Origin of the sequence: Agrobacterium sp. 719_389, from assembly GCF_900188475.1 — a bacterium.
Classification (GTDB): domain Bacteria; phylum Pseudomonadota; class Alphaproteobacteria; order Rhizobiales; family Rhizobiaceae; genus Agrobacterium; species Agrobacterium radiobacter.
In genome coordinates this window covers 15,949-40,522 of record NZ_FYEM01000015.1, presented here as the reverse complement: position 1 = coordinate 40,522, position 24,574 = coordinate 15,949, and the positions used below count along the sequence as shown (strand labels likewise).

Below are 24,574 nucleotides of genomic sequence, written 5' to 3'. Positions count from 1 at the left end.
TCCGCACCGGAGCATTTTGCGCGGCGCTTAAACCGCCAGCAGTTTCTCATTCCCGATACGGGTGGTTTCGATGGCGCCCTCCGTTTCGATACGCTTGCCGGTGGCGGGATCGAAGAAATGAAGGTGGGCGGTGGGGAAGTCCAGCTGGACGCGCTGGCCGGGTTTTACCGAGAGGTCTTCACCGATGGCGGCGGAGAAGGTCTCGCCGGCGATATTGGCATGGACGATGCGGCCGGAGCCCAGTTCTTCGACGAAATCCACGATAGCCGGTACGCCCGCGCCTTCCGTGCTGACCACGCATTGTTCCGGGCGGATGCCGACAGTCACGTCGCGGCCGCGCAGTTCCAGTGCGGTTTCGGGGAAGAGTTTCACCGGTGTGCCATCCAGCATCACGGCAGGGGATTCCACCTCCACCCTTGTGGCAAACAGGTTCATGGCCGGCGAGCCGATGAAGGACGCCACGAAGGTGCTGGCCGGGCGGTGATAGATATCCAGGGGATGGCCGACCTGCTCGACATTGCCCTTGTTCATCACCACCAGCCGGTCGGCCAGCGTCATGGCCTCCACCTGATCATGGGTGACGAAGACGGATGTGGCGGAGAGGCGCTGGTGCAGCTTGCGGATTTCCGCGCGCATGGTCACACGCAGCTTGGCGTCGAGGTTGGAGAGCGGCTCGTCGAAAAGAAACACGGCAGGTTCACGGATGATGGCGCGGGCCATGGCGACACGCTGGCGCTGGCCGCCGGAAAGGGCGGCCGGCTTGCGCTCCAGATAATCGGAAAGGCCGACGATCTTTGCGGTTTCCTCGATGCGGCGCTGGCGTTCGGCCTTGGGAACACCGGCAACCTTCAGCGCATAGCCGATATTGCCGGCCACCGACATATGCGGATAAAGCGCGTAATTCTGGAACACCATGGCGCAGCCGCGTTCACGCGGCTCCAGCGTGTTGACCACGCGGCCGCCAATGGCGATTTCGCCCGAGGTGATGTCCTCCAGACCGGCGATCATGCGCAGCAGCGTGGATTTGCCGCAGCCGGAGGGGCCGAGGATGACGACGAATTCGCCGGAGTCGAAAGAGAGGTCCACGCCGTGCAGGGTGGGCGTCTTGCCGTAGGATTTACGAACCTGACGAATATCGATCTGAGCCATGATAGAAAACCTTGTTGTTGAGAGCCGCGCTGTTACTTGTCGGACGAGACGAGGCCGCGGACGAACCAGCGTTGCAGGAAGGCCACGACGAGAAGCGGCGGCAGAATGATGATGAGGGAGCCAGCCAGCGTGACGTTCCAGTCCGGCGTGCCGTCATCGGCGGGCAAAAGCGCGCGGAGCGACATCATCACCGTCTTGTAGGACGGGTCCGTGACCATCAGGAGCGGCCAGAGATACTGGTTCCAGGCATAAACGAACATGATGGTGGTGAGCGCCAGCATGTTGGTGCGCGACAGCGGCAGCAGCATGTCCACGAAGAAACGCGCCGCGCCCGAACCGTCCATGCGCGCGGCCTCCGCCAGCTCGTCCGGTATCGTCATGAAGAACTGCCGGTAGAGAAAGGTGCCGGTTGCGGTGGCGATCAGTGGCAAAGTAAGGCCGGCATAGGAGTTGAGGAGGTTCCATTCCAGCGTGACCTCGATGCCGAACAGACCGAGAATCGAGCGGAACGGCTGGAAAAGATCGGCGGCGACCGAATAGGTCGGCACCACGCGCACTTCGAGCGGCAGCATCAGCGTGATGAACACCGTCCAGAAGAACAGGTGTTTGAGCGGCGAGCGGAAGAACACGATCGCAAAGGCGGTGAAGGCCGAAAGGGCTACCTTGCCGATGGTGACCAGCGTCGCCATGATGATGCTGTTGAGGAGGGCGTTGCCGAGATTGGCGCGTTGCCAGGCAGCCTGCGCATTGGTGAAGAATTCGCCCTGCGGCATGAAGCTGAAGGGGACGCTGTTGACCTGCTGGACCGTCTGGCTGGCGCCGGAAATAACAACGATGAAGGGGCCGATGAGCAGGAGGAGGCCGGCCGCCATGATCGCATAGGTCAGGGCGTCGGCGTAAGGGGTGCGCTGGATCATGGCCGCCTCACTTGTAATGGACTTGCCGCTCGACAAAGCGGAACTGGATGAAGGTGAAGACCATGATGAGGCCGATGAGGACGAGGCTCTGCGCCGAGGCGCCGGAATAGTTCAGCCCCTCGAAGGCTTCGCTGACGATGCGATAGACCATCACTTCGGTGGCGTGGTTGGGGCCGCCCTCGGTGGTGGAGGCGACGATGCCGAACGTATCGGCGCCGACGAAACCCTCGGTCATCATGATCACGGTCAGGAAGAACAGGGTCGGCGCGAGCAGCGGCACCTGAATGTCGATGGCGCGGCGAATGGGCCCGGAGCCGTCCATGGCGGCGGCCTCCGTCAGCGAACGCGGCACGGATTGCAGGCCGGCGAACAGGAAGATGAAGGTGTAACCCGCCCATTTCCAGATGAAGATGACGATGACGAGGATGAGCGCGTGTTCGCCGTATTTGGCCGGGTTCCAGATATCCGGCCACCAGGAATTCAGCGATGCGGCGAGACCGCGTTCCGGCGACAGGATGAAGCGGAAGGCCATGCCGGCGGCGGGACCGGCAATCGCATAAGGCAGGATATAAAGCACCCGGAAAAAGCCGGAGCCGGGAAGCTGGCGGTCGACTGCAAGGGCGAGCACGAGGCCGATGAGGATCGCGAAAAACGGACCGGCGATCGCAAAGATCAGGCTCGTGAGGATCGATTGCCAATAAAGCGGATCGCCGAAGGTTTCAACGAAATTGGCTAGGCCGACAAATTCCGCCTGGCCGCCAAAGGGCGGCTCCAGGGTGAATGCCCAGTTCAGCACAGCCGCAACCGGCCAATAGAAGAACAGAAGGATGAGCAGGAACTGCGGCAGGGCGAAGAGCACAGGCAGCCACGTGCTTTTGAAGACGGTACGCTTTTCCATTGGAGTCCGGCAATGTTCGAGATTTCGGCGGGCCTGCCCGGAGATCGTCCGGACAGGCTTCTGAGAGCGATGAAAGAGCGCTTAGTTCAGCTTGGCGCCTTCATAGGTCTTTTCGAAGCGGCGCAGACCGGTGTTGGAGCGCTCGACGGCCTTGTCGAGTTCAGCCTGGATATCGGCGTTCTGCATGAAGATGGCTTCGAGCGAAGTGGCGACTTCCTTGCGGATCTGCGTGAAACCGCCGAGGCGGATACCGCGGGTATATTCGGAAGGCGGCGTAAACGTCAGGCTCTCGATCGCCTTTTCGCGGCCCTTATAGGGAGCCTTGTCGTAGAAACCATTGGCCTTCATGGCGTCGAAGCCGGTCTTGGTGACCGGGATGTAGCCGGTGACGGTCGACCACCACTCAACCATAGCAGGCTGGGCGATGAAGTTGAGGAATGCGGCTGCACCCTTGTATTCGGCGTCCGGACGACCGGCCATGACCCACAGCGAAGCGCCGCCGACCAGCGAGTTGTGACGTTCCGCGCCCTTCCAGATCGGCAGCATGGCGACGTCCCACTTTACGCCTTCAGGCATGGCCTTGCCGACGGTGCCGTGGCTGGCGATCGAGGACATGAACATCTGGCAGGTCTGCGAGGTGAAGGCCGGCAGGATGTCCATGCCAAGCTGCTTGGTCTTGACGACGAACAGCTTCTCGTCCTGCATCTTCTTGAAGAATTTGACCTGATCGACGAACTTGGTCTTGTTGATCGTCAGTTCCGCGTCGAGACCCTGATAGCCGTTGCCCTTGGTGGCGATCGGCTGGTTGTGGATGGCGGAGAACTGCTCCATCAGCATCCAGGTGTCGAAGTTGAAGGCGAGCGGGCATTCGAAACCGGCAGCCTTCAGCTTCTTGGAAGCTTCTTCAACCTGCTCCCAGGTGTCGGGTTTGAAGGTGATGCCGGCTTTTTCGAAAGCGTCGACATTGTAATAGAAGACAGCCGTGGAGGAGTTGTAGGGGAACGAGTTCAGCTCACCGGCGGCCGTGGCGTAATAATTGGCGATGCCGGGGAAATAATTGTTCCAGTCGATCTTGTAGCCATTGTCGGCCATCAGCTTCTTGGCGGGAACGAAAGCCTTGGACAGCATCATGTCCAGCGTGCCGGCGTCATAAATCTGGGTGATGGCTGGCTGCTTCTTGGCGCGGTAGGCGGCAATGGTGTTCTGCAGGGTGGATTCGTAATCGTTCTGCGAGGTGCAGACGATCTCGAATTCGGCCTGGGAATCGTTGAACTTCTTGCAGGTTTCCTGGACGCGGTCACCAAGATCACCGGAAAGGCCGTACCAGAATTCGAACTTGGTCTTTTCTGCCTGGGCGGCCGTGGCGCCGAAGGCGGCGGCGATGGCGACGCCGGCCACGAAGGAAGTCAGAGCGGAAGATTTCATGAGTTAGCCCCGTTGATGGAATGATGGCCTGCTCGGCAAGGACCTCATGTCCCCGGCACGTAGCCACGGGCTCTGCTAACAGCCGTCTTTGACGGATCGCTTACATTTTGTTGAACATTTTATGATGACTGGCCGCGCAGCCCAATCTGCGCGGCGGAAAAGCCGAAAAATCTGGATTTATCCTTATTTATCAATCGGTTTACGTTTTCGGCCCGTTTTACTACCTGCTGCTGAACGGTTCTCGAAAGTCAACCGCGGCGTGCGGCCTCGATGGTGGCGACGTCGATTTTCTTCATATCCATCATCGCCTCGAAGGCGCGCTTGGCTTCCGCGCCGCCGGCGGCCATGGCGTCCATCAGCACGCGCGGCGTAATCTGCCAGGAGACGCCCCATCTGTCCTTGCACCAGCCGCAGGCGCTTTCTTCACCGCCATTGCCGACGATGGCGTTCCAGTAACGGTCGGTTTCTTCCTGGTCTTCGGTCGATATCTGGAACGAAAAAGCCTCGCTCTGTTTGAAGGCCGGTCCGCCATTGAGGCCGATGCAGGAGACGCCTGCAACGGTGAACTGCACCATCAGCGCATCTCCCTTCTTGCCGGACGGATAATCGCTCGGCGCATGGTGGACGGCGGTTACCGCGCTGTCCGGAAAGGTCTCGGCATAAAATCTGGCGGCTGCTTCCGCATCCTTGTCGTACCAGATACAGATCGTGTTCTTTTCCACCTGCATAATCCTCCCTAGTTGAAATCGTCCCCCCTGCCGCCGGGCAACTTGCTTGCCTATTGCCAGTTCCCGATCAGGCATAAAATGCAGCCGCGGCGCAAACGTTCCGAAAACGCTGCATCGATCACCGCTAAAGCCAGCGTCAATGGGGCCGTCAGCCATAAAATCCGCGGGTACAGGCGCGCACCGCAAACACGGTCGTCAAATCAATTGTGTCTTCCCGATGCATTGCCGGGTCTTGCGATCTCTACGGAAAGCAAGTCCCCGGCTCGGACGTAAAGTAACGATAGAACTATTGCATCGTCGTGACTTCGGCCAAGGGCACAGGCATGAAAGGAAGGCCAGCGAACGGAAATTTTTCTGAGCCATTCAATGTATCTGACGAAAATCAATATTATCATTAAATATTATTTAAGAATGAAATCATAATATTTGTGAATAATTTTGGATGGAAACATTCCTTTTTATCGGAGGATTGCGCGTGAGTATTCTTGATCGTGGTGCCAATGCTGTCGCGGTTCTCGCCGCGCTTTCCAAATCGCAGGCCATCATAGAATTCGACCTTTCGGGAAAGATTCTTACCGCCAATGAGAATTTCTGTCGGGCGCTCGGTTATGAGCTTTCGGAAATTGTCGGCAGGCACCACAGCATGTTCGTGGAGCCCTCCGTCGTGTCTTCTCAGGATTACAAGGCCTTCTGGTCCAAGCTATCGGCCGGCCAATTCGATCAGCAGCAATATAAGCGCATCGGCAAGGGCGGCCGGGAAGTCTGGATCGAGGCATCCTACAATCCGGTGTTTCGTCGCGGCAAGCCGGTGAAAGTCGTCAAGATCGCCACCGATATCACCGATCGCAAGCTGAAGGTGGCGGAAGATGCGGGCAAGATCGACGCCCTGTCACGGGCGCAGGCCATCATCGAATTCTCCCCTGATGGAGAGGTTCTGACTGCGAACGAGAATTTTCTGGCGGCGCTGGGATATTCGCTGGCGGAAGTGCAGGGCAGGCATCATTCCATGTTCTGCGAACCGGCCTATACGCAGTCGCCGCAATATAAGCAGTTCTGGAAGCGGCTGGCCGGCGGCGATCTCGTTGCGGACGAGTTCATGCGGCTTGGCAAGGGCGGCCGCAAGGTCTTCATTCAGGCGTCCTATAACCCGATCTTCGATCTGAACGGCAAGGTGTTCAAGGTCGTCAAATTCGCGACCGATGTCACCGGCCGCGTCGAAAATGTCGAAAAACTCGCACAATGCCTTACCGATCTGGCCGAGGGCGATCTTGCCCAGAACATCGATAAACCTTTCATCCCCTCGCTTGAAAGATTGCGCACCGATTTCAACGCAGCGTCGGAAAAGCTCAAAAGGGCCATGACGCTGGTGTCTGAAAATGCCGGCGCGATTTCTTCCGGTTCCAACGAGATCAGGTCCGCCGCCGATGATCTCGCCCGGCGCACCGAACAGCAGGCCGCCTCCATCGAGCAAACGGCAGCCGCGCTGGAAGAGATTACCACTGCCGTCAATGATTCAAGCCGCCGCGCGGAAGAGGCGGGCAAGATCGTCACCCGCGCTCGTGACCATGCGGAACATTCGGGCCAGGTGGTGCGCGATGCGATCGGCGCCATGGACCAGATCGAAAAATCATCGCGCGAAATCTCCAACATTATCGGCGTGATCGATGAGATCGCGTTCCAGACCAACCTTCTGGCGCTGAATGCCGGCGTGGAAGCAGCCCGCGCAGGCGAGGCGGGCAAGGGTTTTGCCGTGGTTGCGCAGGAGGTTCGCGAACTCGCGCAGCGTTCCGCAACGGCCGCAAAGGAAATAAAGAGCCTGATCAATGCCTCCGGCGCGCAGGTGGAAAACGGCGTCGGTCTTGTTACCAGGGCTGGCTCGGCGCTGCAGGAAATTGCCGAGCAGGTGCGGGATATCAACACCAATGTCGTGGCGATTGTCGATGCCGCGCGGGAACAGTCGACGGCGCTTGCGGAAATCAATCAGGCGGTCAACACCGTCGATCAGGGCACCCAGCAGAATGCCGCCATGGTGGAGGAACAGACCGCCGCAAGCCACAGCCTTGCGCGGGAAGCGGCCGCCCTGTTCGAGCTTCTCGGGCAATTCCGGTTCGACGACGCGACGCGATACACAGCCCCGGCGCGGGGCGGCTTTGAGCAGCAATCCGCGCCGGTGAGCTCGCATCGCAGCGCATCCCGCCCGCTTACGGCGCGCGGTTCCGCTGCGGTTGCCGTCAAGCATGAGGAGTGGCAGGACTTTTAGGGTGAGGCCTCAGCAAGCCGAGCCAATCACGCCAACGTCATCCTCGGGCTTGTCCCGAGGATCTGCAACGTATTGATTTTATTCGACGTGATTAGATCCTCGGCACAGGGCCGAGGATGACGTCGACAGAATGTTGATCCTCCATTACTGACTTGAAAGGCGCTGCCCGCCGTCTGCGCCCCATCCGATCACGCCAGTCCATTCGGTGTTCGATACGTGATGACAAGCCGGAAAGCTGGGCATATCTTCCGGATTGGCCGATAATCGGCACATCGCGTTTGGAGTTTTCGGGGACTTTCGCTTGGCAGGGATATCGACAAGCCGCGTGGCTCTTGCCCTGTGTCTGCTGACCGCAGCCTTCGGCGCGGCGCAAGCCGAAGAGCCCGCCGGGGAAAAAGCCGCCTGCGCCTATACCCATGATGTCGCGCCGGACCTGTGCATCAATGTCGGCAGTTACAATAAAGATCTTTGCCACGCCATTGAGGTCCTTGCCGCCCGCCATGCTGTTCCGCCTGATTATTTCGCCCGGCTGATCTGGCGGGAAAGCCTGTTCCGGGCGAGTGCGGTCAGCCCGAAGGGCGCGGAGGGCATTGCCCAGTTCATGCCGGGAACGGCGCGGCTGCGCGGTCTTGACGACAGTTTCAACATCATCGCCGCGCTTGAAGCGTCTTCCCGGTATCTCTCCGAATTGAATGTGCAGTTCGGTAATTTCGGTCTTGCCGCCGCAGCCTATAATGCGGGGGAGGCGGGCTTGCGGAACTTCATCGCCAACGGTCGCCTGCCGACCGAAACCCGGGATTATGTGTTTGCGATCACCGGTTATCCGGTGGAAACCTGGAAGGACAACCCGCCGGACAAGGCGGCGCCGGCACTGAATGACAGCCGGCCTTTCCTCGATGCATGCGTGCGTCTCGCAGACACCCGCACCATGAACGATCCCGTCCTCATTGCATCAGCAGACTGGGCGCCCTGGGGCGTGCAGCTTGCGGCGCATTATAATCCTGCTGTAGCGAACCGGCTTTTCACCCGGGCGATCCTGCAGCTTTCGCAACCGCTGAATGCCGAAAGGGCGCTGATCGTGCGGCAGCGGGGTGGAAACTTCGGGTCGCGCCCGCGTTATGCCGCCCGCATCGGCCGCGAAACCAGAGCCGAAGCCAACACCCTTTGTGGCGATATCCGGCGAGCGGGCGTTCCCTGCACCGTGTTCCGCAACCGGTAAAAACGGCCGCGTCGGACCGATAAGTCTTCCTCCCGCGACAAGGCTGATCATAACAAGTTGATCGGCTTGAAGGCCGTCCCATCTTTCAGGGGGGAATGATCGTGCATAGATTTGCCGCGAATGCTGGCCGACAGGGGTCGGCTGCATGTGTGGGGAATGATCTGGAAATGAAATGGTTTGAAACCGGATGTCTGGCGGCCGTTCTGGTCGTCGTTGCGGCGTGCACCAGCGCCGGGGAGACGCAGGTCTCCCGCACCGTCGCAAGTTTCGTGGGACAGCCGCGTGACGCCGCAATCGCCCGGCTTGGCCGCCCGAACAAGGTCATCATCGAAAACGGCGAAACCGAATCCTACTGGCTGAAGGTCGATGTGGAGACCTATGCCGGCCTCAGCAACAGGCGCGAAGTCAGGAACGTGGACGGGCAGTCGCGGGTCTCGGAAACCGAAGGCATGAAGATCAAGGAACATCGCCGCGACTGCATCATCAAGATCACCGCGAATGCCGCCTCAACTATCAAGACGAGTGAGATCATCGGCAATCCCGCCAACTGCGAGACGCTTCTCAATCGTCCAGCCTCCTGAGAAGGTCCGTCGCAGCCGCTGCGGTTGCCGAGTGCCTCAGAGCTCCATCTTGATGGTGAGCATATATTCGGTGCCCTTCGCCCGGTCGCGCGTGCGGGATACTTCAAGTGTGACCTTGTCCAGCTTGTGCCCGAGGCTTTCCTTGATCGTTCCGCCCGGTGTGTCCTCGCGTCGGAACGAGGTGTTGCCGTAACCGACGCCCATTTTGCGGGTAATGGCGTTTTCCGTGTAGGTTCTTCCGAACATGGCGGAAGCCTGGCCGCTGCGCACCGTCGTTTCGAAGCCGCGGGAATCGATGTCGCGATAGGCCGAGGCGGCAATCGAATTGTCCGAACTGCTGTAGCTGCCGCCGGCACTTATTCTGGCGAGGCGATGACCGTCATGTTCGAGAGAGAAATTGCCGTCGGCCGAAGGTCCGAAACGCCCGCCGTTCATGGCGTCCTTATAGGTGAAGCGGAAGCGGCCGCTGCGCGCATCCACCTGATAATTATAGGAGGCGTCGCCGCTGCGGATCTGGATACCCGGCGCCGGCTCGCTGCCGAGGATCGGCGAAACCTTGTCCGCGAACTGGAACAGGGGTTTGGTGACCTGATCAAACTCCGACTTCGACAATTCCACCGGCTTGCCATCGGGGTCGAATTTCCCGACCGCGAGGCAGGGGCGCTGGTTGATGATGCTCTTCAGGGCAAAGACCGTGCAATTATCGCTGGTCGTGCCGGCAATCGCGGCGTGGACGGAATTGCGCAGGGTGTAGCTGCCGCAGCAGGAGAAGGCTTCATTGTCGAGACTGGCATCGCGCGTGTAGCCCGTAAAAACAATGCCGCTCGCCCCGTTGTTCAGGCCGATATTGGCGAAATGCGGGCCGCTTTGCAGCGGAAAGAGCTTCAACTGGCCCTGGTCGGCAAGCGTTTTCGGGTTGGAAGGTGATGGAAGCGGCATTCTTCTTCTCTCCTGAAACACGGGAACGGTGTGTTTTTTTACCATCGTAAATTGAAGCCGCAACCCTTAACTGTACCCCGTGATATATCCCGTTCCTGTGGATGAGAGTGACCGCTGTTGTTACTGTGAGCCTGTGCGCATATGTTGGAGTACTTAATCTTGATTTGCGGGCAAGGCGGACAGGCGCATAATGACCTCCCAGTTGGATTTTTTCGCTTCCGCGTCAGCGCGGCTTCCGCAGGCTGAAAGAGGGCGAAAAGCGGGTGGTCGCGAAACGACCCAAAAGATCGCTACGGACGATGAGGCCCTTGCCGGATATCTTGAATCCACCGGCAATTATCGTGTCCTGCGCCGGCTGCAGCCGCGCGCGGTCGTCGACCGGCCAAGGCCGGATTTTCCCCGCCAGGGCGTCATCCTCGATACGGAAACGACGGGCCTCGACCATCGCACGGACGAGATCATCGAAATCGGCGTCATCACCTTCACATTCGACGATAACGGCGCGATCGGCGATGTCACCGGCATCTATGGCGGGTTGCGGCAGCCTGCTATTGCCATTCCCGAAGAAATCACCCGCCTGACCGGGATTACCGACGAGATGGTTGCGGGACAGTCGATCGACATGGCGCGGCTGACTTCCCTCATTGCCGATGCTGATTTGATCGTCGCGCACAATGCGGGTTTCGACCGCCCATTTTGCGAGGCCTTCTCGCCAATCTTCCGCAACAAGGCATGGGCGTGCTCGGTTTCGGAAATAGACTGGCGTGTGCGTGGTTTCGAGGGCAACAAGCTTGGTTATCTGATCGGACAGTCAGGTTATTTCCACGACGGCCATCGCGCGGTGGACGATTGTTTTGCCTTGCTGGAAGTGCTGGAGCAGACGCGCCCCGGCCAGAGCAGCAGGCCATTTGCCGAACTCCGTGAGGCGAGCCAGCGGTCAAGGGTGCGCATCTACGCGGAAAACAGCCCCTTCGACATGAAGGATCATCTGAAAAAGCGGGGTTATCGCTGGTCCGACGGTTCCGATGGCCGGCCGAAATCCTGGTGGGTGGAACTGCCGGAGGAAAAGCTCGAAGAGGAACTGCATTTCCTGCGGACCGAAATCTACCGCTGGGATGCCGACCCCACAGTCAAATATCTCACCGCTTTCGACAGGTTCAAGGCCGGCTGAAACACGGGGTATTTCGGCTTTTCAGATTGCATACAATTTCTGCAATGAATCGAAAACAATCGATGTAAAATTGGGCAGGTCCGCACACGGATTTCGGGTGCGCAGAAAAATATCATTTTACATCAATGGCTAAGCCGATTGGCACGCCTCCTGCATGACAAAGACGTCGCAGGAGAGTGTTTATGAGCAAAGCCGCAGCAATCGACATCGCTTCCGTATCGAAGATTTACGGCAACACCACCGCCGTGCATGCGATTAGCCTCAAGATACCGGCCGGGAGCTATTGCTGCCTGCTCGGCCCATCGGGCTGCGGCAAGACCTCGACGCTCAGGATGATTGCTGGCCACGAGAGCATCTCCAGCGGTGACATCAGGCTCGGCAATGTGGTCGTCACCGATCTGCCGCCCGCCAGACGCGGCACGGCGATGATGTTCCAGTCCTATGCGCTGTTTCCACATCTCGATCTCGTCGACAATGTCGCCTTCAGCCTCAAGATGAAGGGTGTGGACAAGGAAGGTCGCCGGGCGAAGGCGCTTGAAATGCTGCAGCTGATGCAGCTTGAGCCCTATGCCAGCAGGCGTCCGGCCCAGCTTTCCGGCGGGCAGCAGCAGCGCGTGGCGCTGGCGCGTGCGCTCATCACCGATCCCGAGGCGCTGCTGCTGGACGAGCCGCTTTCGGCGCTCGATCCGTTCCTCAAAATCCGCATGCGCGCCGAATTGAAGAAGCTGCAGACCTCGCTCGGCATCACCTTCGTCCACGTCACCCACAGCCAGGAAGAGGCCATGGCGCTGGCCGATATCATCGTCGTCATGAATGACGGCCGTATCGAACAGTCAGCCACCCCGCGCGAGGTGTTCGAGCGTCCCGCCACCGCCTTCGTTGCCCGTTTCATGGGCGACCACAACGTTATTTCCGGGCGTCATCGGGAAAAATCAGATGATCTCGTCACGCTCGAAGTGGTGGGCGGCGGCACTTTCACAGCAAGCGGCGTCGCCCCCGATGACGGCGCAGTCGACATCGCCGTGCGCACCGACCGCGTCCGCGTCGGCGAAGCAGACCAGCCGGGGCTCGGTTTCACCGGCATCGTCTCGAATGTCGAATATCGCGGCGCGAGCGTGAAAATCGCCGTGACCGGCGCGGGCATCGAGGATTTCAACGTCATCCTCAGTGATGCCGCCTTCTTCGAAAATCCGGTCAGGACCGGTGACGCCATACCGCTTTCATGGAATGCGGCCGATGCCATCGTGCTCGGCCGGGTAGAGAAGTGACCCCAAAAATAACCAGAGGAGAACTTTGAAATGACAGATACTACCAACAGCAAAATGGGCCTGTCCCGCCGCGGCCTCCTGAAGGCGGGCGCTGCCGCCACGGGCGCCGCAATCGGCTCCGGCCTCATCACCGGCTTCCCGACCATCTGGGCGCAGAACCCCATTACCATCCGCCAGTTCGGCACGGGTGTGTCGAACCTCAACGCCATTGCCGAAAAGTGCAAGGCCGATCTCGGCATCACGCTCGAGATGACGGCGACGGATTCGGATGCTGCCGCCCAGCGCGCCGTCACCCAGCCGAACTCCTACGATATCGCCGATATCGAATACTGGATCCTGAAGAAGGTCTATCCCGCCGGCGTCATCCAGCCGATGGAAATCAAGAAGCTCAAATATTACGACAAGATCGTGCCGCTGTTCAAAAACGGTAAGCTGAAGCCGGACAGCGTCGTGGCGCAGGGCACGGCCCCGCACACGGTTGGTTTCGTCGAAAAGCCCGGCGACAAGAAGTTCGCCAAGGGTGAGACCGATTATTTCACCATGGTCCCGACCATCTACAATGCCGATACGCTCGGCATCCGCCCCGATCTCGTCGGCCGCGATATCACCAGCTGGGCCGATATCATGGACCCCAAGTTCAAGGGCAAGACCTCGATCCTCAACATCCCCTCCATCGGCATCATGGATGCGGCCATGATCATGGAAGCCATGGGCAACATCAAATATGCCGACAAGGGCAACATGACCAAGGAGGAGATCGACAAGACCATCGACTTCCTCATCAAGGCCAAGAAGGACGGCCAGTTCCGCGCCTTCTGGAAGAGCTTCGATGAAAGCGTCAACCTCATGTCATCAGGCGAAGTCATCATCCAGTCCATGTGGTCGCCTGCGGTTGCTGCGGTCCGCTCCAAGGGCATCGCCTGCAAATACCAGCCGCTGAAGGAGGGTTATCGCTCCTGGGGTGGCGGCCTCGGCCTCGCCAAGCATCTATCCGGCGCGAAACTCGATGCGGCCTATGAATATATCAACTGGTACACCTCGGGCTGGGTCGGCGCTTACCTCAACCGCCAGGGCTATTATTCCGCCGCCATGGAAACGGCTAAGGAGCACATGTCCGCCGACGAGTGGGGTTACTGGGTCGAAGGCAAGCCAGCGCAGGGCGACATCATCGCGCCCGACGGCAAGGTCATGGAAAAGGCCGGCGCGGTGCGCGATGGCGGCTCTTTCGAGGAGCGCATGGGCAAGGTTGCGTGCTGGAACTCCGTCATGGACGAAGACCGCTACATGGTCCGCCGCTGGAACGAATTCATCGCGGCCTGATGTATGCAGACGGAACTGGCGGCGGCTTATCGTCGCCGGTCCTGAAATCGGCAGGCGCACAAACCTCTCGTCCGTCATCCTCGGGCTTGACCCGAGGATCTAACGATCCACCACCTCAGACGTGGTTGGATCCTCGGGTCAAGCCCGAGGATGACGTCGAGAGTGTGGAGGGCTTGTCACGTGCTGGCTGGCGGCATTGCCGCCGGCGCTTCCGCAAATTCAGGGAAAGGCTTCATGATGGTGACGGTCAGGCTCATCGGCGTCAGCGACAAAAAGGACAGGCCGCCCCGTAGCTTCGCGCTGCCGCAAAAGCTTGTGTCCTATGTGCAGGCCGCCCCGCTTCTGCTGATCCTCGGCTTTTTCTTGGCTTTGCCGATCCTCATGATCGCCGTCGTCAGTTTCTGGGATTACGATTTTGCCCAGATGTATCCCGACTTCGTGACCTTCAATTATCTGGAAACGCTCGGCTCGTGGGTCACCTGGCAGACCTATCTCAACACCCTGAAATATGCCGCCGTGGTCTGGGCCATCACGCTGTTCTGCGGTTTCTGGGTGGCCTATTTCCTCGCTTTCCATATCCGCACCACCACGATGCAGATGGTGCTGTTTCTCGTCTGCACCGTGCCCTTCCTGACGTCGAACATCATTCGCATGATTTCCTGGATCCCGGTTCTGGGACGAAACGGTCTCGTCAACAGCGCGCTGGTGGGCACCGGCATCATTCCCGAGCCGATCGAATGGCTGCTTTATTCGGACTTCGCCGTGGTGCTGGCCATGGTGCATCTCTATACGCTGTTCATGGTCACGCCGATCTTCAACACGCTGATGCGCATCGACAAATCGCTGATCGAAGCGGCGCGTGATGCCGGTGCGACGGGCTGGCAGACGCTCAGCAACGTCATCATTCCCCTTGCCAAGCCCGGCATGGCCATCGGCAGCATCTTTGTCGTCACACTGGTCATGGCCGATTTCTCCACGGTTCAGGTCATGTCCGGCGGCCAGAGCGCGTCGGTGGCGCTGATGATGAAGAACCAGATGTCGCTGCTGCAATATCCTGCCGCCGCCGCCAATGCCGTCATCCTGCTCATCCTCGTTCTTCTGATGGTCGCGGGCATCCTGCGCATCGTCGATATCCGCAAGGAGCTATAGTCCCATGCATCAGGAAAAACGCGGCCGCGAATTCTATATCCTCGCCTTCTTTTTCGCCCTCTTCGTGCTGTTTCTTTACGGCCCGCTGTCGGCCATCCTCATCCTCGCCTTTCAGGGGCCGAATGGCGGCCTGACCTTCCCGCTGAACGGCGTTTCGCTGCACTGGTTCGGCAATCTCTTCGAACAGCAGGCGGTCGGCGATTTCGGCGGCTCCTTCCGCCGCTCATTCGGCCTCGGGCTGATGGTCATGGCCGTCACGGTGCTCGTGTCGCTGCTGGCGGGCCTTGCCTTCCGGCGCAGGTTCATCGGCGCGACGCCGCTATTCTACCTGTCGGTTGCCAGCCTGGTGGTGCCATCGATCATCATTTCGCTCGGAATTGGTGTTCTTTTCCAGCAGCTTGGACTGGAACCTTCATGGTATACATCAGCTTTCGGGGCGCATCTCACCTGGACGCTGCCCTTCGGCGTACTCATCATGCTCGCCGTCTTCAACCGCTTTTCGCCGTCCTATGAAGAAGCCGCCCGCGATCTCGGCGCGTCTTCCTGGCAGACCTTCGCCCATGTGGTGCTGCCGATGATCGCGCCGAGCCTGATCGGCGTCGGCCTGTTCGGCTTCACGCTTTCTTATGACGAATTCGCCCGTACATTGATGACGTCAGGCACCTACAACACGCTGCCGCTGGAAATCTACGGCATGACCACCAATGTCACGACGCCGGTGCTTTATGCGCTCGGTGCTGTTACAACCCTGTTTTCCTTCCTGGTGATTGCGGCCACGCTTGGCCTGATCGTTACGCTCAATCGCCGCCATTCACGCGGATAAAGAAACGTAAAATGCGCATTCTCGTCATCAATCCCAATACCACGCAATCCATGACCGCGACCATCGCCGACGCCGCGAGGCGGATAGCCGGCCGCGATACGGAAATACTGGCCGTCACCTCGTCCATGGGCCCCGTCTCCATCGAAGGTTATTACGACGAGGTTTTCGCTGTGCCCGGCCTCCTGCTGGAGCTTGCAAAGGCCCCGGCGCTGGGAGCCGACGCGGCGGTCATCGCCTGTTTCGACGATACCGGGCTCGATGCGGCCCGCGCGCTCGCCGATATTCCCGTTATCGGCATCTGCGAGGCGGCGGTCTCCGCCACCGCCTTCATCGCGCAGAAATTCACCATCGTCACAACGATGGAACGCTCACGGCTGCCTCTGGAACATCTCGTCCACCGTTACGGCATGTCCGCCCGCTGCAACGTGCGCGCTGCCGATATTCCTGTCCTGTCGCTGGAAGATCCCGGCTCGAACGCCCGCGAAAGGCTGCGGGAGGAAATCTCGCTGGCGCTGAAAGAGGACAGGGCGGAGGCGATCGTGCTCGGTTGCGCCGGCATGGCCGACCTTGCCGCCGAACTGCGCGATGAATTCGGTGTACCGGTTGTCGATGGCGTCGCGGCGGCCGTCAAACAGGCGGAATCTCTGGTGTCGATGGGGTTATCAACCGCCAAGCGCGGCGCTTATGCCACGCCGCTCACCAAGCCCTATCGCGGATTGCTGGAGGCATTTCGGCCGGACAGGCTCTCCGGGCCATCGGCAGACGGCGGAGACGTTTTCGCCGCCTCCGTCCATAAAACGACGAAGGCGAGCTGATAGGCCAGATCGCGCTGGACGTTCTGCAATGCCGGATCGCTCAGAACTATTCTTGATCCGTTTCTCATCAGCATGTTGAACCGCTCGGCCCTGGCAAGCATGGCCGTAACGTGAGCGCGGCTGATCCCGTACGCACGGGCGGCCGCCTTGCGGGAGAACACGCAACCCGTCGCATCGCACGCCTCTGTTTTCGCGGCCGACAGTAAGTCCAACAGGATGGGGAAACCGGGCGCATGCCCAAGGAACATCCGCATCTCCTCCGAAACAAAAGACAAATCCTGCGCGTGCCGCAGTGACCAGCTCACACCGTCGATAACGGCGTCTGTTCCGACAGCCTTTTCGCCTGATGCCTCCATTGCCGGGGAGATTTCCCATGGCGAAGCCGCGGTGAGATAGGCCGTGGCGAGCGTCTCGATTGCCGTAATGAGCCAGCCGCTCAGGCGCCATGGCCGCTCGCGGTTATCCCCGCCTGGCGGGTGCCGCTGCGCGGTATTTTCCAGCTCCAGCCAGTCGATCAATGCGCGTGTCCTGCGGCTGGATGCCCAGCCGGGTGGCACGACAACTGCCTGAACCGCCGCCAGCGTAAATTGCCCGCCATGACCAGATCCGAGGCCGATGGCGCACATGACGGTGGCGAACGCGCCGAAGTCTCCAAACGCGCGGACGAGGCGCTGCTCCTGTTTGAAGACGGCCGATATGTGGGTGCAAAGATAGGTGACAGCATCATCAAAGGCGGCATCGTTCAGGATGCGGTTCGCAAGTAAGTCCAGCCTCTCTCGAAGCACGTCCGGCTGAGGCCGGACGAAGTCCCTTTTGGGGTGCGTCTTTGAAGCTGGAGCGCCTGCTTTTCCGGATACCTTTCTCCCATGTTTTTTCTATTCGCTACTTTATGGCGAATTCGAAAGCGTGAGTTCTGTTCGCTGACGACGGCCGCTTGGGGCAGGGGTGACAGCCGAAAGGTTCCGCTCCGGAAGATGCGTGCATTTTGTTGCACTCCCCCGAGGCTCTGTTGCGCGGTATTAAAAAATACTCTCATAAATTGAATGTTAAGGGGCGCGTTAAAATGTGTTCCCTTTTGAGACGGTTTGCGAGGGTGACGCTGAAAATGAAGTTATCTACTGTTTTTATTGCATAATTTAATGAAGCCGTGGATGCGAAATCTTTCGTCCATTTGCCGTGAATACAATCTTTGATGGTTGCTTTTTAGGCATTGACGACATCGCGAAAGATGCATCCGAAACCACATGACACCCGAATGTTACTGCCATGTCTCGGGCGCGGTCGGCAGCGATGCCGGGCGGCGCGTGGAGCCCGTCATGCCTTTTATTCATCCCCGATTATTCAGAGGAGGTTGAAATGATTCAACTTAAACATGTTGCTTTTGTTGGCCTTGCGGCCATCGCGATGCAATTCGATATCCCGTCCATGGGCCAGCCGGCCCTTGCGAACGCGGCAACCCTCACCGCCGAGCAGACGGCGGCTTTCCAGTCGAAACTGGAACAGGCGGAAGCTAGCCGCGAACTGCTCGGCCGCCGATCCGTGTGCCTGATGGAACATCTGACGGCGCAACAGCAGCTCAGCGCCGACCGCGAGAAGGCGCTGGGGCAGGCCATGTACCTGCAGATCGAGCTGGAGCGGCAGGTGGTGCAGTCCGAAACCAGCGTGAAGGGCTATGAGGAGCTGGTTCAGTCCGAGAGCGAGAACGTCAGGGCGCGTCAGGCCACCTTCGAAAAAGCCCGCAGGGAAATGGACGAGCAGGCCAAGAGAGTAAAAATATGCAGCGGCGTCCTCTTCTTCCTGCCGGGAATTTGCCAGATCGGTGACGCCGCGGTGAAGGCGCTGGGCTGGATGAAGGATGCGGAGAGGGAATACCGCATCGCGCAGCCACGTCTGGACAATGCCCGGGCGGCTCTTGAAGGCGTTCGCAACCAGCTCGAAAACAATCGCCGCCAGCTTGCGGCGGCACAGCAGAGCCACGCGGAAAACCAGAAGGCGGTGAAAACTCTGGAGGAGCAGATCACCAGGCTCAAAGCGGCGATCTCCACCATCAACGTCAAGGTTCAGGACTTCAACATTCAGGTCGGCAACTTCACCAGCGCTCTCAAGGAAGCGAGCGAGGTCAATCCTGACGACGCGAAAATACGTCAGGTTACGCGGCTGTCCGCCGAGATCGACGGCCTGACCAAAGACGTGCCGCAGTTCATTTCCTCCACCGAGGCCGGACTGCCGGACGACGCGAAGAAGCAGTGCGGATCGTGAACGATCAACCCCATGAGTGTGCGTAACCACCCATCAACAGGAGCATGGAAAATGAACAATGTCGTGACGTTTGAAAGCCGGACCGCCCAAATCAACAGCGCGATCGACGCCGGCGTCGATGCGATCGTTTCGCAGCCGAATTTCAGCCTTCCCAAGTCTGATACGGCGCTTGTCCGGTCCTATGTCGATAAAATCCAGGGAACCTATGATGTCGAGCGCGCCAAGCGTGACACCGACAATGCGATCGACCTGCTTTACATCGCCTACAACACAACACCGCAGGAAGAGGACAAAATTCGCGCGCGCATCACTGCGATCATGGATGGATTGATTGATTCGCAGCAGAAGAGCGAAATAGTCATGAGAGGCGCGATAGGGACGGCCACCCGCATCGGTTCGTCCATCGCCGATCTTTTCCCGGATTGGCTCGATATCAGGGAGGGAAATGATCAGGCCGAAATCAAGGCGTTTGTCTCCAACGACCTGATAAAACTGGCGAAAAATATCCGCGATAGAGCACTGGAGGTGCGCAACGATCTTCTTAATCTTGCCGACACATATGACGCCATCATTGCGAAAACGGCTCAAGCCACCAGCATGAGCGAAACGGCTTTGAGCAGGCGTCTCGAAGACAAGGCGGTGATGGAGCGGGAAATCCACGAGGCCGATGCGCGGCGCCAACAGCTTGAATCACTTGTGAACGATCTCAAGGCGCAGGTTGCGGAATTTGAAAAGAAAGCCCGCGAATACGAACAGCGGGCGAATACGGCCGAACAGCGCGCTTTTGTCATGTCGATCGTTCGTGTCGGCGCGCAGATGATTTCCGGCGTCGTTCCTGCCATCGCCATGGTCGCGGGCGGACCGGCTTCGATGTTGGCGTCCTCGGTTGGCGGTGCTCTCTCAGGGCAGTCCAAAGGCGGGCAGGGTGCTGACGGACAGGGGCAGGGTGGTGGCGGCCGCACGCCCGCAACCGGCGACGGCAAGACGGATGCGGCGGCAACGCAGAGCAAGATTTCCGAGCAGAAGGCTGAACTCCGCAAAGCCGAGGAAAAACGCGACACCTTGAAGACGGATATCAAATCGCTGGAGGACAGCAGGTCGGCGCTGGCGAAGGAGGCCGACGGCGCCGATCCGAAATCGAGCAAGGCCGTGGAGCTTGCCGAACTCGATAAACGACTGACCGCGCGTGCTGCAGAACTGAAAGCGCAGGAGGAGAAGATTGCAAGTCAGCAAACCCTGATTTCCAGCCTGCAGGCTTCGCTCGACGCGCTCGACAAGGGGCTTGGCAAGCTCACCGACGAGCAGCAGCAGCAGGCGGCGAGCCTGCGTGAAATGCAAATGAAGATGATCGACAAGGTGGAAACCTATGAGAAAGAACGCCGGAACCAGGCCGCCGAACTCATAAAGATCAACGCTCTGCTCAAGGGCAAACAGGCCGAGGATGACAAGATCAAGCTTGCGGTCCAGTCGCTTAACGTCAGCATTTCGGCGCTGAAACGCATGAAGGAAATTATTGAGGAAATCGCCTTTTTCTTCAAAGGCTTCGCCGATTTCATGCAGGCCGTAGCCGACGATGCACAGCATCAGATCGACGGCATCGAAAATGTCGCGGGGCAGGAGACTATTCGCAGGAACCGCTTCGCCCAGCTCGTTCGCTCCGTTGACGAGTTCTTCGTCAGGCAGACCGCCCAATGGCACGCGGTGGTGACCGTCAGTGACAGATTCAACCGCAGCTTTGCGCACGGATGGTCGAAGCTCAACGGGTTGCAAGGCTCATATATCACAGGCCCCGCACTGACGAACTATATGGCGGAAGCCTCGGAGAAGCTCTCGGCCATCGTCGCCGAACGCGAGGCCGCTGCGGACGCAAAAATCGCGTCGCTGCAGGCGTATCGTCAGGATCTGAGCAAGACCGCCTGATCCCCTGAGACCCTGCCGTTCCCTTTCCGGCCCGGCAGGAAGCGCATCCATGGTCTCAGCCGGAATCGTCCCCCTTGGCATGGATCATGGGCAATGTCCTGCCGGCGCATATGCCGGCAGGGCGGCCACCGAAACTTCGACATTCACCAAATCAACGACGGGCATCCGGCCGCCATCGAAGCGCCCCATGCCGCGTCATTTTCAGAAAGGAGAAGACCATGCCGACAGTCAACAACCCTCCCGTTCTGGTGCCTCAGGACACCCCCGCCTGGTGCTTTGCCGCCGTCGAGCAGATGGTGCGGGCCTATCGCGGGCTTCCTGCGGCCACGCAATACGATATTGCGAGACGCAATACCGCAGCGCTCGCGACCGTCGATCCGCAGGTTCAGGAACGCTGGGAGCTGGCGCAGGTTCTGGATCAATCCGCCGGCATCCTTGAACTGGGCGGGGCAAATCCGAACAGCAATATCGTCAAGCTGGTGTCCAGCCAGTGGAACGCCTTCGATCACACCTCGACCGGCGGCCATTTCGTCAACGGTCTGACCGCCGATATCGTCAGGAGCGAGATTGATAACAACCGCGTCTTCGTGATCGGAACCGAATACCATTATTACCTCGTCTACGGCTACACCGTGAACGGCAAGGATCTCGAACTGCATATTCTCGACCCATGGCCGGCCGGGCGGGGCGGCGCCAGAACGCGCCTCGGACTGCAGGAATTTTTGGGCATGCCGGCCCGCGTCGCCATCACCTTCGGTTAGGCCGGAGCGCCGGCCGCCAACTGCATTCCCATCGACTGCCGGAGATATTCCGGCACCCAATCAACACCAGATCCCGCCACGCGATCCCGCACGTCAACGCCCGGGAACAGGTGGCTCATGTTCAAAAAAGGAGACACACATGCCAATTCTCAGCAATTTCGTGGTCAAGCATATCCGGCCCTTTGGTGAAGCGGGTTATGATGCTTTCGGCAATGCGCAGACGATCGAATTCCTCTCGAGCCTCGGGCTCAGCACGGGGGATATCACCAATATCTTCGCGGCATGGCGTCTGGCGGCCCTGGCTGATCCCGTCGGCGAGAGCAATCTTCTCGTTGCGGCAGCAAATGCGCTGGCGCAGGCGCGATGGGAAAACCTCTATGAGACCCAGATGAGTACGGTGCTGTTCCTCGATGATGTCCAGCTTGAATCCCTCAGCCATCTCGAGCCTGGTCCCAACCGAAACTTTTCGTGGCGGTCGCCGACCCCTATCGCCGCCGCGGTAACCATTCACAACGGCAGCAACAGGCATCACATCATCTGGGAGGCAACGGGTTTTTCCGGTGGTACGGATGAAAATGGCTGGATTTCGCACTTCTCCGATTTATTGCCGACCGAGCGATAGGCCCATCGTCGGATAATCGCCAGACGACGCCGGAAAGTTCTCGCAACTTTCCGGCGTCCCTGCCGCCAGCCCCTTCATATCCCTGTCATAATGGTGTCTGATACCGAAACCGCCTTTTGGTCGATATGTGTTGACGACTAGCCGTTGCACGCAGGGAGTTCTTTCGTGAAATCGTCAACACGAACCATAGAGACCGAGGTGCGCAGCCAGAGACGCGGCACGCCCGGCGAGGTTTTTGCGGCCTTCCTGAAACTCGGCGTCACCTCTTTCGGCGGTCCCATCGCCCATCTCGGTTATTTTCGCGATGAGCTGGTCGTGCGGCGCAAATGGATCGATGAGACCGGTTACGCCGATCTCGTGGCGCTGTGCCAGTTTCTGCCCGGCCCAGCCTCCAGCCAGGTGGGGTTTGCGCTCGGGCTGCTGCGCGCAGGCCCGCTCGGTGCGCTCGCGGCCTGGACGGCATTCACATTGCCATCCGCCATTCTCCTCCTTCTCTTCGCCATGGTCGCCGCCTCCATCGAAGGGCCGGTCGGCGCCGGCCTGTTGCATGGGCTGAAAATTGTCGCCGTCGCTGTCGTCGCGCAGGCGGTCTGGGGCATGGCGAAAAGCCTCGCGCCGGATCGTGAGCGCGCCAGCATCGCGCTGGTCGGCATCGTCTGCGTGGTGTTTGTCGCCGGCGCCTTCGGGCAGGTTCTGGCGCTTGCCATTGGCGCCGTTGCCGGGCTTGTCTTCTGTCGTTCCGATGCCGCGGGGCAGGCCACCCATCTCGCCTTCCGCGTACCCAAAAGCGTCGGATATATCGCGCTTGCCGCCTTCGTCCTGCTGCTCGGTTTCCTACCGCTGCTTGCTGCTGCGGCGGCTTCACAGGGCCTCTCCTTGTTCGACGCCTTTTATCGCGCAGGCGCGCTCGTCTTCGGCGGCGGCCATGTGGTGCTGCCGCTGCTGCAATCGGAAGTCGTCGCCACAGGCTGGGTCACGGAAGATGCCTTTATCGCGGGTTATGGCGCAACCCAGGCCGTGCCCGGTCCGCTCTTCACCTTCGCCGCCTATCTTGGTGCGGTGGTGGGGCCGCAGCCCAACGGTGCTGCTGGGGCGGCGATCGCCCTTGTCGCGATCTTCCTTCCCGGCATGCTGCTGCTCGTCGGCGCGCTGCCCTTCTGGGAAGGGTTCCGCAAGCACCTTCTGGCGCAGGCTGCCATGCGTGGCGCAAATGCCGCCGTCGTCGGCATTCTCGGCGCAGCGCTTTATGATCCGGTCTGGACAAGCGCCATCTTCACCCCGAAGGATTTCGCCCTGGCGCTGACAGGCTTCATCCTGTTGACGATCTGGAAAACGCCGCCATGGGCCGTGGTCGTCCTCTGCGGGGCGGGCGGCGTTCTGCTTGCCTTGATATAGGCGTCATCCCGTAACGCCCATGGTCTCGAACATCCAGTCGGAAAAGGCCTGCATGGCGGGTGTGGGCGGTTTCGATTGCAGCCGGGTCAGCCAATAGCTTCCGAGCGAAATGGTAACCGGAAAAGGCTGGATGATCGCACCGGATGCGAGATGCCGCGAAAACATCGATGGCGGCGCCAGCGCCACGCCGAGCCCCTGCAGGGCGGCTTCCATCATGCCAAGAGACGTGTCGAAAACAATGCCTGCATTCACTTGCGCCGCGGGCGTCACGCCGGCAGCCGCAAACCAGTTACTCCATTCATCGGCCCTGTAGCTGCGCAGCAGCGTCGCCTCCATCAGATCGGCGGGCGTTTTCAGCATCTCCGCCAGTTTCGGCGTGCAAAGCGGGGAAAGAGGCGCCTCGAATAGTCGAAAGGCATCCGTGCCGTGCCAGGAGCCCTGGCCGAAACGGATGGCGAAATCCAGCCCTTCAGCCGCCATATCGACGCGGTTGTTATTGGTGGAAACCCGCACATCGATGAAGGGATGCTGCTTTTGAAACGCCTGCAGCCGTGGCAGCAGCCAGCCCACGGCAAAGGTTCCCACGACACCCAGAAACAGCAGCTCGCGCACCTGTCCGGCCTCAATCCGGTCGAGCGTCGTCGCCATCTGGTCGAAGGAGCTGGTCACCGTCGGCAGCAGGGCCTCACCTTCGGCGGTAATTTTCAGCCCGCGTGGAAGCCGCTGAAACAGCGCAACCCCCAGCCGCTTTTCCAGCCCCTTCACCTGCTGGCTCACAGCCGCCTGCGTCACGCACAGTTCGATGGCCGCGCGGGTGAAGCTCAGGTGCCGGGCGGATGCTTCAAAGGCCCGCAAGCCGTTCAGGGGAAGAAATTGCCGAACCATTCAAGACCTAGATTTTCTTGTGTCTCTTCCGAGATATCATGATTTGTTCGTGCAATGTAGGGCGGTTAAA

General features: G+C 59.7%; 23 protein-coding genes. 15 read left to right on the top strand and 8 right to left on the bottom strand.

Annotated features, from left to right (window positions below; translation table 11 throughout):
* Nucleotides 1-27: 27 nt before the first annotated feature.
* The 5 genes from CFB10_RS22640 to CFB10_RS22620 all read right to left on the bottom strand — a co-directional run bounded on the left by CFB10_RS22640 (nt 28) and on the right by CFB10_RS22620 (nt 5,117).
* Nucleotides 28-1,149: a sn-glycerol-3-phosphate import ATP-binding protein UgpC gene (locus CFB10_RS22640; protein WP_026372418.1), complete on the bottom strand. Its 1,122-nt coding sequence runs from the start codon at nt 1,147-1,149 to the stop codon at nt 28-30.
* A gap of 32 nt (nt 1,150-1,181) precedes the next feature.
* Nucleotides 1,182-2,066, bottom strand: a complete 885-nt coding sequence (locus CFB10_RS22635) for an ABC transporter permease subunit (RefSeq protein WP_026372417.1) — start codon at nt 2,064-2,066, stop codon at nt 1,182-1,184.
* Nucleotides 2,067-2,073: 7 nt separating this feature from the next.
* Complete coding sequence (locus CFB10_RS22630) at nt 2,074-2,964, bottom strand: carbohydrate ABC transporter permease (RefSeq protein WP_003508200.1); 891 nt, start codon at nt 2,962-2,964, stop codon at nt 2,074-2,076.
* Between the two features lie 81 nt (nt 2,965-3,045).
* Entirely contained in the window at nt 3,046-4,389 is a 1,344-nt protein-coding gene (locus CFB10_RS22625) for an extracellular solute-binding protein (RefSeq protein ID WP_026372416.1), read from the bottom strand.
* Between the two features lie 248 nt (nt 4,390-4,637).
* Nucleotides 4,638-5,117, bottom strand: a complete 480-nt coding sequence (locus tag CFB10_RS22620) for a VOC family protein (protein WP_026372415.1) — start codon at nt 5,115-5,117, stop codon at nt 4,638-4,640.
* Nucleotides 5,118-5,592: 475 nt separating this feature from the next.
* Here CFB10_RS22620 and CFB10_RS22615 point away from each other — a divergent pair, with 475 nt between their 5' ends.
* The 3 genes from CFB10_RS22615 (at nt 5,593) to CFB10_RS22600 (ending at nt 9,177) form a co-directional block, all read left to right on the top strand.
* Nucleotides 5,593-7,377 (top strand): PAS domain-containing methyl-accepting chemotaxis protein, encoded by a 1,785-nt coding sequence (locus CFB10_RS22615; RefSeq protein WP_026372414.1) that lies wholly within the window; start codon nt 5,593-5,595, stop codon nt 7,375-7,377.
* Nucleotides 7,378-7,702: 325 nt separating this feature from the next.
* A complete protein-coding gene (locus tag CFB10_RS22605) occupies nt 7,703-8,596 on the top strand; it encodes a transglycosylase SLT domain-containing protein (protein WP_026372413.1) in 894 nt (297 codons plus the stop codon).
* Nucleotides 8,597-8,763: 167 nt separating this feature from the next.
* Nucleotides 8,764-9,177 carry a hypothetical protein gene (locus CFB10_RS22600; RefSeq protein ID WP_026372412.1) on the top strand — a complete coding sequence of 138 codons (414 nt, stop codon included), beginning with the start codon at nt 8,764-8,766 and terminating at the stop codon, nt 9,175-9,177.
* Between the two features lie 36 nt (nt 9,178-9,213).
* On the opposite strand, the gene CFB10_RS22595 is transcribed toward CFB10_RS22600, so the two are convergent.
* Nucleotides 9,214-10,116 carry a hypothetical protein gene (locus CFB10_RS22595; RefSeq protein WP_026372411.1) on the bottom strand — a complete coding sequence of 301 codons (903 nt, stop codon included), beginning with the start codon at nt 10,114-10,116 and terminating at the stop codon, nt 9,214-9,216.
* Between the two features lie 190 nt (nt 10,117-10,306).
* Here CFB10_RS22595 and CFB10_RS22590 point away from each other — a divergent pair, with 190 nt between their 5' ends.
* The 6 genes from CFB10_RS22590 (at nt 10,307) to CFB10_RS22565 (ending at nt 16,662) form a co-directional block, all read left to right on the top strand.
* The gene (locus CFB10_RS22590) at nt 10,307-11,287 is read left to right on the top strand and encodes a 3'-5' exonuclease (RefSeq protein ID WP_026372410.1); all 981 of its coding nucleotides are present in this window, start codon (nt 10,307-10,309) and stop codon (nt 11,285-11,287) included.
* Nucleotides 11,288-11,469: 182 nt separating this feature from the next.
* Entirely contained in the window at nt 11,470-12,555 is a 1,086-nt protein-coding gene (locus CFB10_RS22585) for an ABC transporter ATP-binding protein (RefSeq protein WP_026372409.1), read from the top strand.
* A gap of 30 nt (nt 12,556-12,585) precedes the next feature.
* On the top strand, nt 12,586-13,875 hold the full coding sequence (locus CFB10_RS22580) for a PotD/PotF family extracellular solute-binding protein (RefSeq protein WP_026372408.1): 1,290 nt from the start codon (nt 12,586-12,588) through the stop codon (nt 13,873-13,875).
* A gap of 237 nt (nt 13,876-14,112) precedes the next feature.
* Nucleotides 14,113-15,024 carry an ABC transporter permease gene (locus tag CFB10_RS22575; RefSeq protein ID WP_003508215.1) on the top strand — a complete coding sequence of 304 codons (912 nt, stop codon included), beginning with the start codon at nt 14,113-14,115 and terminating at the stop codon, nt 15,022-15,024.
* Nucleotides 15,025-15,028: 4 nt separating this feature from the next.
* Nucleotides 15,029-15,847, top strand: coding sequence for an ABC transporter permease (locus tag CFB10_RS22570; protein WP_026372407.1), 819 nt, complete (start codon nt 15,029-15,031; stop codon nt 15,845-15,847).
* Nucleotides 15,848-15,858: 11 nt separating this feature from the next.
* Nucleotides 15,859-16,662, top strand: coding sequence for an aspartate/glutamate racemase family protein (locus CFB10_RS22565; protein WP_026372406.1), 804 nt, complete (start codon nt 15,859-15,861; stop codon nt 16,660-16,662).
* Here CFB10_RS22565 and CFB10_RS22560 read toward each other — a convergent pair.
* Nucleotides 16,554-17,180, bottom strand: a complete 627-nt coding sequence (locus CFB10_RS22560; RefSeq protein WP_026372405.1) for a hypothetical protein — start codon at nt 17,178-17,180, stop codon at nt 16,554-16,556. The genes CFB10_RS22565 and CFB10_RS22560 overlap by 109 nt on opposite strands.
* Nucleotides 17,181-17,258: 78 nt before the next feature.
* Here CFB10_RS22560 and CFB10_RS24110 point away from each other — a divergent pair, with 78 nt between their 5' ends.
* The 6 genes from CFB10_RS24110 to chrA all read left to right on the top strand — a co-directional run bounded on the left by CFB10_RS24110 (nt 17,259) and on the right by chrA (nt 23,619).
* Complete coding sequence (locus CFB10_RS24110) at nt 17,259-17,426, top strand: hypothetical protein (RefSeq protein ID WP_003508218.1); 168 nt, start codon at nt 17,259-17,261, stop codon at nt 17,424-17,426.
* Between the two features lie 592 nt (nt 17,427-18,018).
* Nucleotides 18,019-18,921, top strand: coding sequence for a hypothetical protein (locus CFB10_RS22555; RefSeq protein WP_026372404.1), 903 nt, complete (start codon nt 18,019-18,021; stop codon nt 18,919-18,921).
* 51 nt (nt 18,922-18,972) lie between these two features.
* The gene (locus CFB10_RS22550) at nt 18,973-20,841 is read left to right on the top strand and encodes a hypothetical protein (protein WP_026372403.1); all 1,869 of its coding nucleotides are present in this window, start codon (nt 18,973-18,975) and stop codon (nt 20,839-20,841) included.
* Nucleotides 20,842-21,059: 218 nt separating this feature from the next.
* Nucleotides 21,060-21,602, top strand: a complete 543-nt coding sequence (locus CFB10_RS22545; RefSeq protein WP_026372402.1) for a hypothetical protein — start codon at nt 21,060-21,062, stop codon at nt 21,600-21,602.
* 139 nt (nt 21,603-21,741) lie between these two features.
* The gene (locus tag CFB10_RS22540) at nt 21,742-22,224 is read left to right on the top strand and encodes a hypothetical protein (protein ID WP_026372401.1); all 483 of its coding nucleotides are present in this window, start codon (nt 21,742-21,744) and stop codon (nt 22,222-22,224) included.
* 165 nt (nt 22,225-22,389) lie between these two features.
* Complete coding sequence (gene chrA / locus CFB10_RS22535) at nt 22,390-23,619, top strand: chromate efflux transporter (RefSeq protein ID WP_035213832.1); 1,230 nt, start codon at nt 22,390-22,392, stop codon at nt 23,617-23,619.
* 3 nt (nt 23,620-23,622) lie between these two features.
* Here the strand turns inward: chrA and CFB10_RS22530 are convergent, their stop codons facing one another.
* Complete coding sequence (locus CFB10_RS22530; protein WP_026372399.1) at nt 23,623-24,504, bottom strand: LysR substrate-binding domain-containing protein; 882 nt, start codon at nt 24,502-24,504, stop codon at nt 23,623-23,625.
* Nucleotides 24,505-24,574: the final 70 nt, after the last annotated feature.

What these genes read in the sequence shown, in the direction of transcription:
- CFB10_RS22640 (WP_026372418.1), bottom strand. Translation starts at nt 1,149, where the DNA reads ATGGCTCAGATCGATATTCGTCAGGTTCGTAAATCCTACGGCAAGACG.
- CFB10_RS22635 (WP_026372417.1), bottom strand. Translation starts at nt 2,066, where the DNA reads ATGATCCAGCGCACCCCTTACGCCGACGCCCTGACCTATGCGATCATG.
- CFB10_RS22630 (WP_003508200.1), bottom strand. Translation starts at nt 2,964, where the DNA reads ATGGAAAAGCGTACCGTCTTCAAAAGCACGTGGCTGCCTGTGCTCTTC.
- CFB10_RS22625 (WP_026372416.1), bottom strand. Translation starts at nt 4,389, where the DNA reads ATGAAATCTTCCGCTCTGACTTCCTTCGTGGCCGGCGTCGCCATCGCC.
- CFB10_RS22620 (WP_026372415.1), bottom strand. Translation starts at nt 5,117, where the DNA reads ATGCAGGTGGAAAAGAACACGATCTGTATCTGGTACGACAAGGATGCG.
- CFB10_RS22600 (WP_026372412.1), top strand. Translation starts at nt 8,764, where the DNA reads ATGAAATGGTTTGAAACCGGATGTCTGGCGGCCGTTCTGGTCGTCGTT.
- CFB10_RS22595 (WP_026372411.1), bottom strand. Translation starts at nt 10,116, where the DNA reads ATGCCGCTTCCATCACCTTCCAACCCGAAAACGCTTGCCGACCAGGGC.
- CFB10_RS22590 (WP_026372410.1), top strand. Translation starts at nt 10,307, where the DNA reads ATGACCTCCCAGTTGGATTTTTTCGCTTCCGCGTCAGCGCGGCTTCCG.
- CFB10_RS22585 (WP_026372409.1), top strand. Translation starts at nt 11,470, where the DNA reads ATGAGCAAAGCCGCAGCAATCGACATCGCTTCCGTATCGAAGATTTAC.
- CFB10_RS22580 (WP_026372408.1), top strand. Translation starts at nt 12,586, where the DNA reads ATGACAGATACTACCAACAGCAAAATGGGCCTGTCCCGCCGCGGCCTC.
- CFB10_RS22575 (WP_003508215.1), top strand. Translation starts at nt 14,113, where the DNA reads ATGGTGACGGTCAGGCTCATCGGCGTCAGCGACAAAAAGGACAGGCCG.
- CFB10_RS22570 (WP_026372407.1), top strand. Translation starts at nt 15,029, where the DNA reads ATGCATCAGGAAAAACGCGGCCGCGAATTCTATATCCTCGCCTTCTTT.
- CFB10_RS22565 (WP_026372406.1), top strand. Translation starts at nt 15,859, where the DNA reads ATGCGCATTCTCGTCATCAATCCCAATACCACGCAATCCATGACCGCG.
- CFB10_RS24110 (WP_003508218.1), top strand. Translation starts at nt 17,259, where the DNA reads ATGACCAGATCCGAGGCCGATGGCGCACATGACGGTGGCGAACGCGCC.
- CFB10_RS22555 (WP_026372404.1), top strand. Translation starts at nt 18,019, where the DNA reads ATGATTCAACTTAAACATGTTGCTTTTGTTGGCCTTGCGGCCATCGCG.
- CFB10_RS22550 (WP_026372403.1), top strand. Translation starts at nt 18,973, where the DNA reads ATGAACAATGTCGTGACGTTTGAAAGCCGGACCGCCCAAATCAACAGC.
- CFB10_RS22545 (WP_026372402.1), top strand. Translation starts at nt 21,060, where the DNA reads ATGCCGACAGTCAACAACCCTCCCGTTCTGGTGCCTCAGGACACCCCC.
- CFB10_RS22540 (WP_026372401.1), top strand. Translation starts at nt 21,742, where the DNA reads ATGCCAATTCTCAGCAATTTCGTGGTCAAGCATATCCGGCCCTTTGGT.
- CFB10_RS22530 (WP_026372399.1), bottom strand. Translation starts at nt 24,504, where the DNA reads ATGGTTCGGCAATTTCTTCCCCTGAACGGCTTGCGGGCCTTTGAAGCA.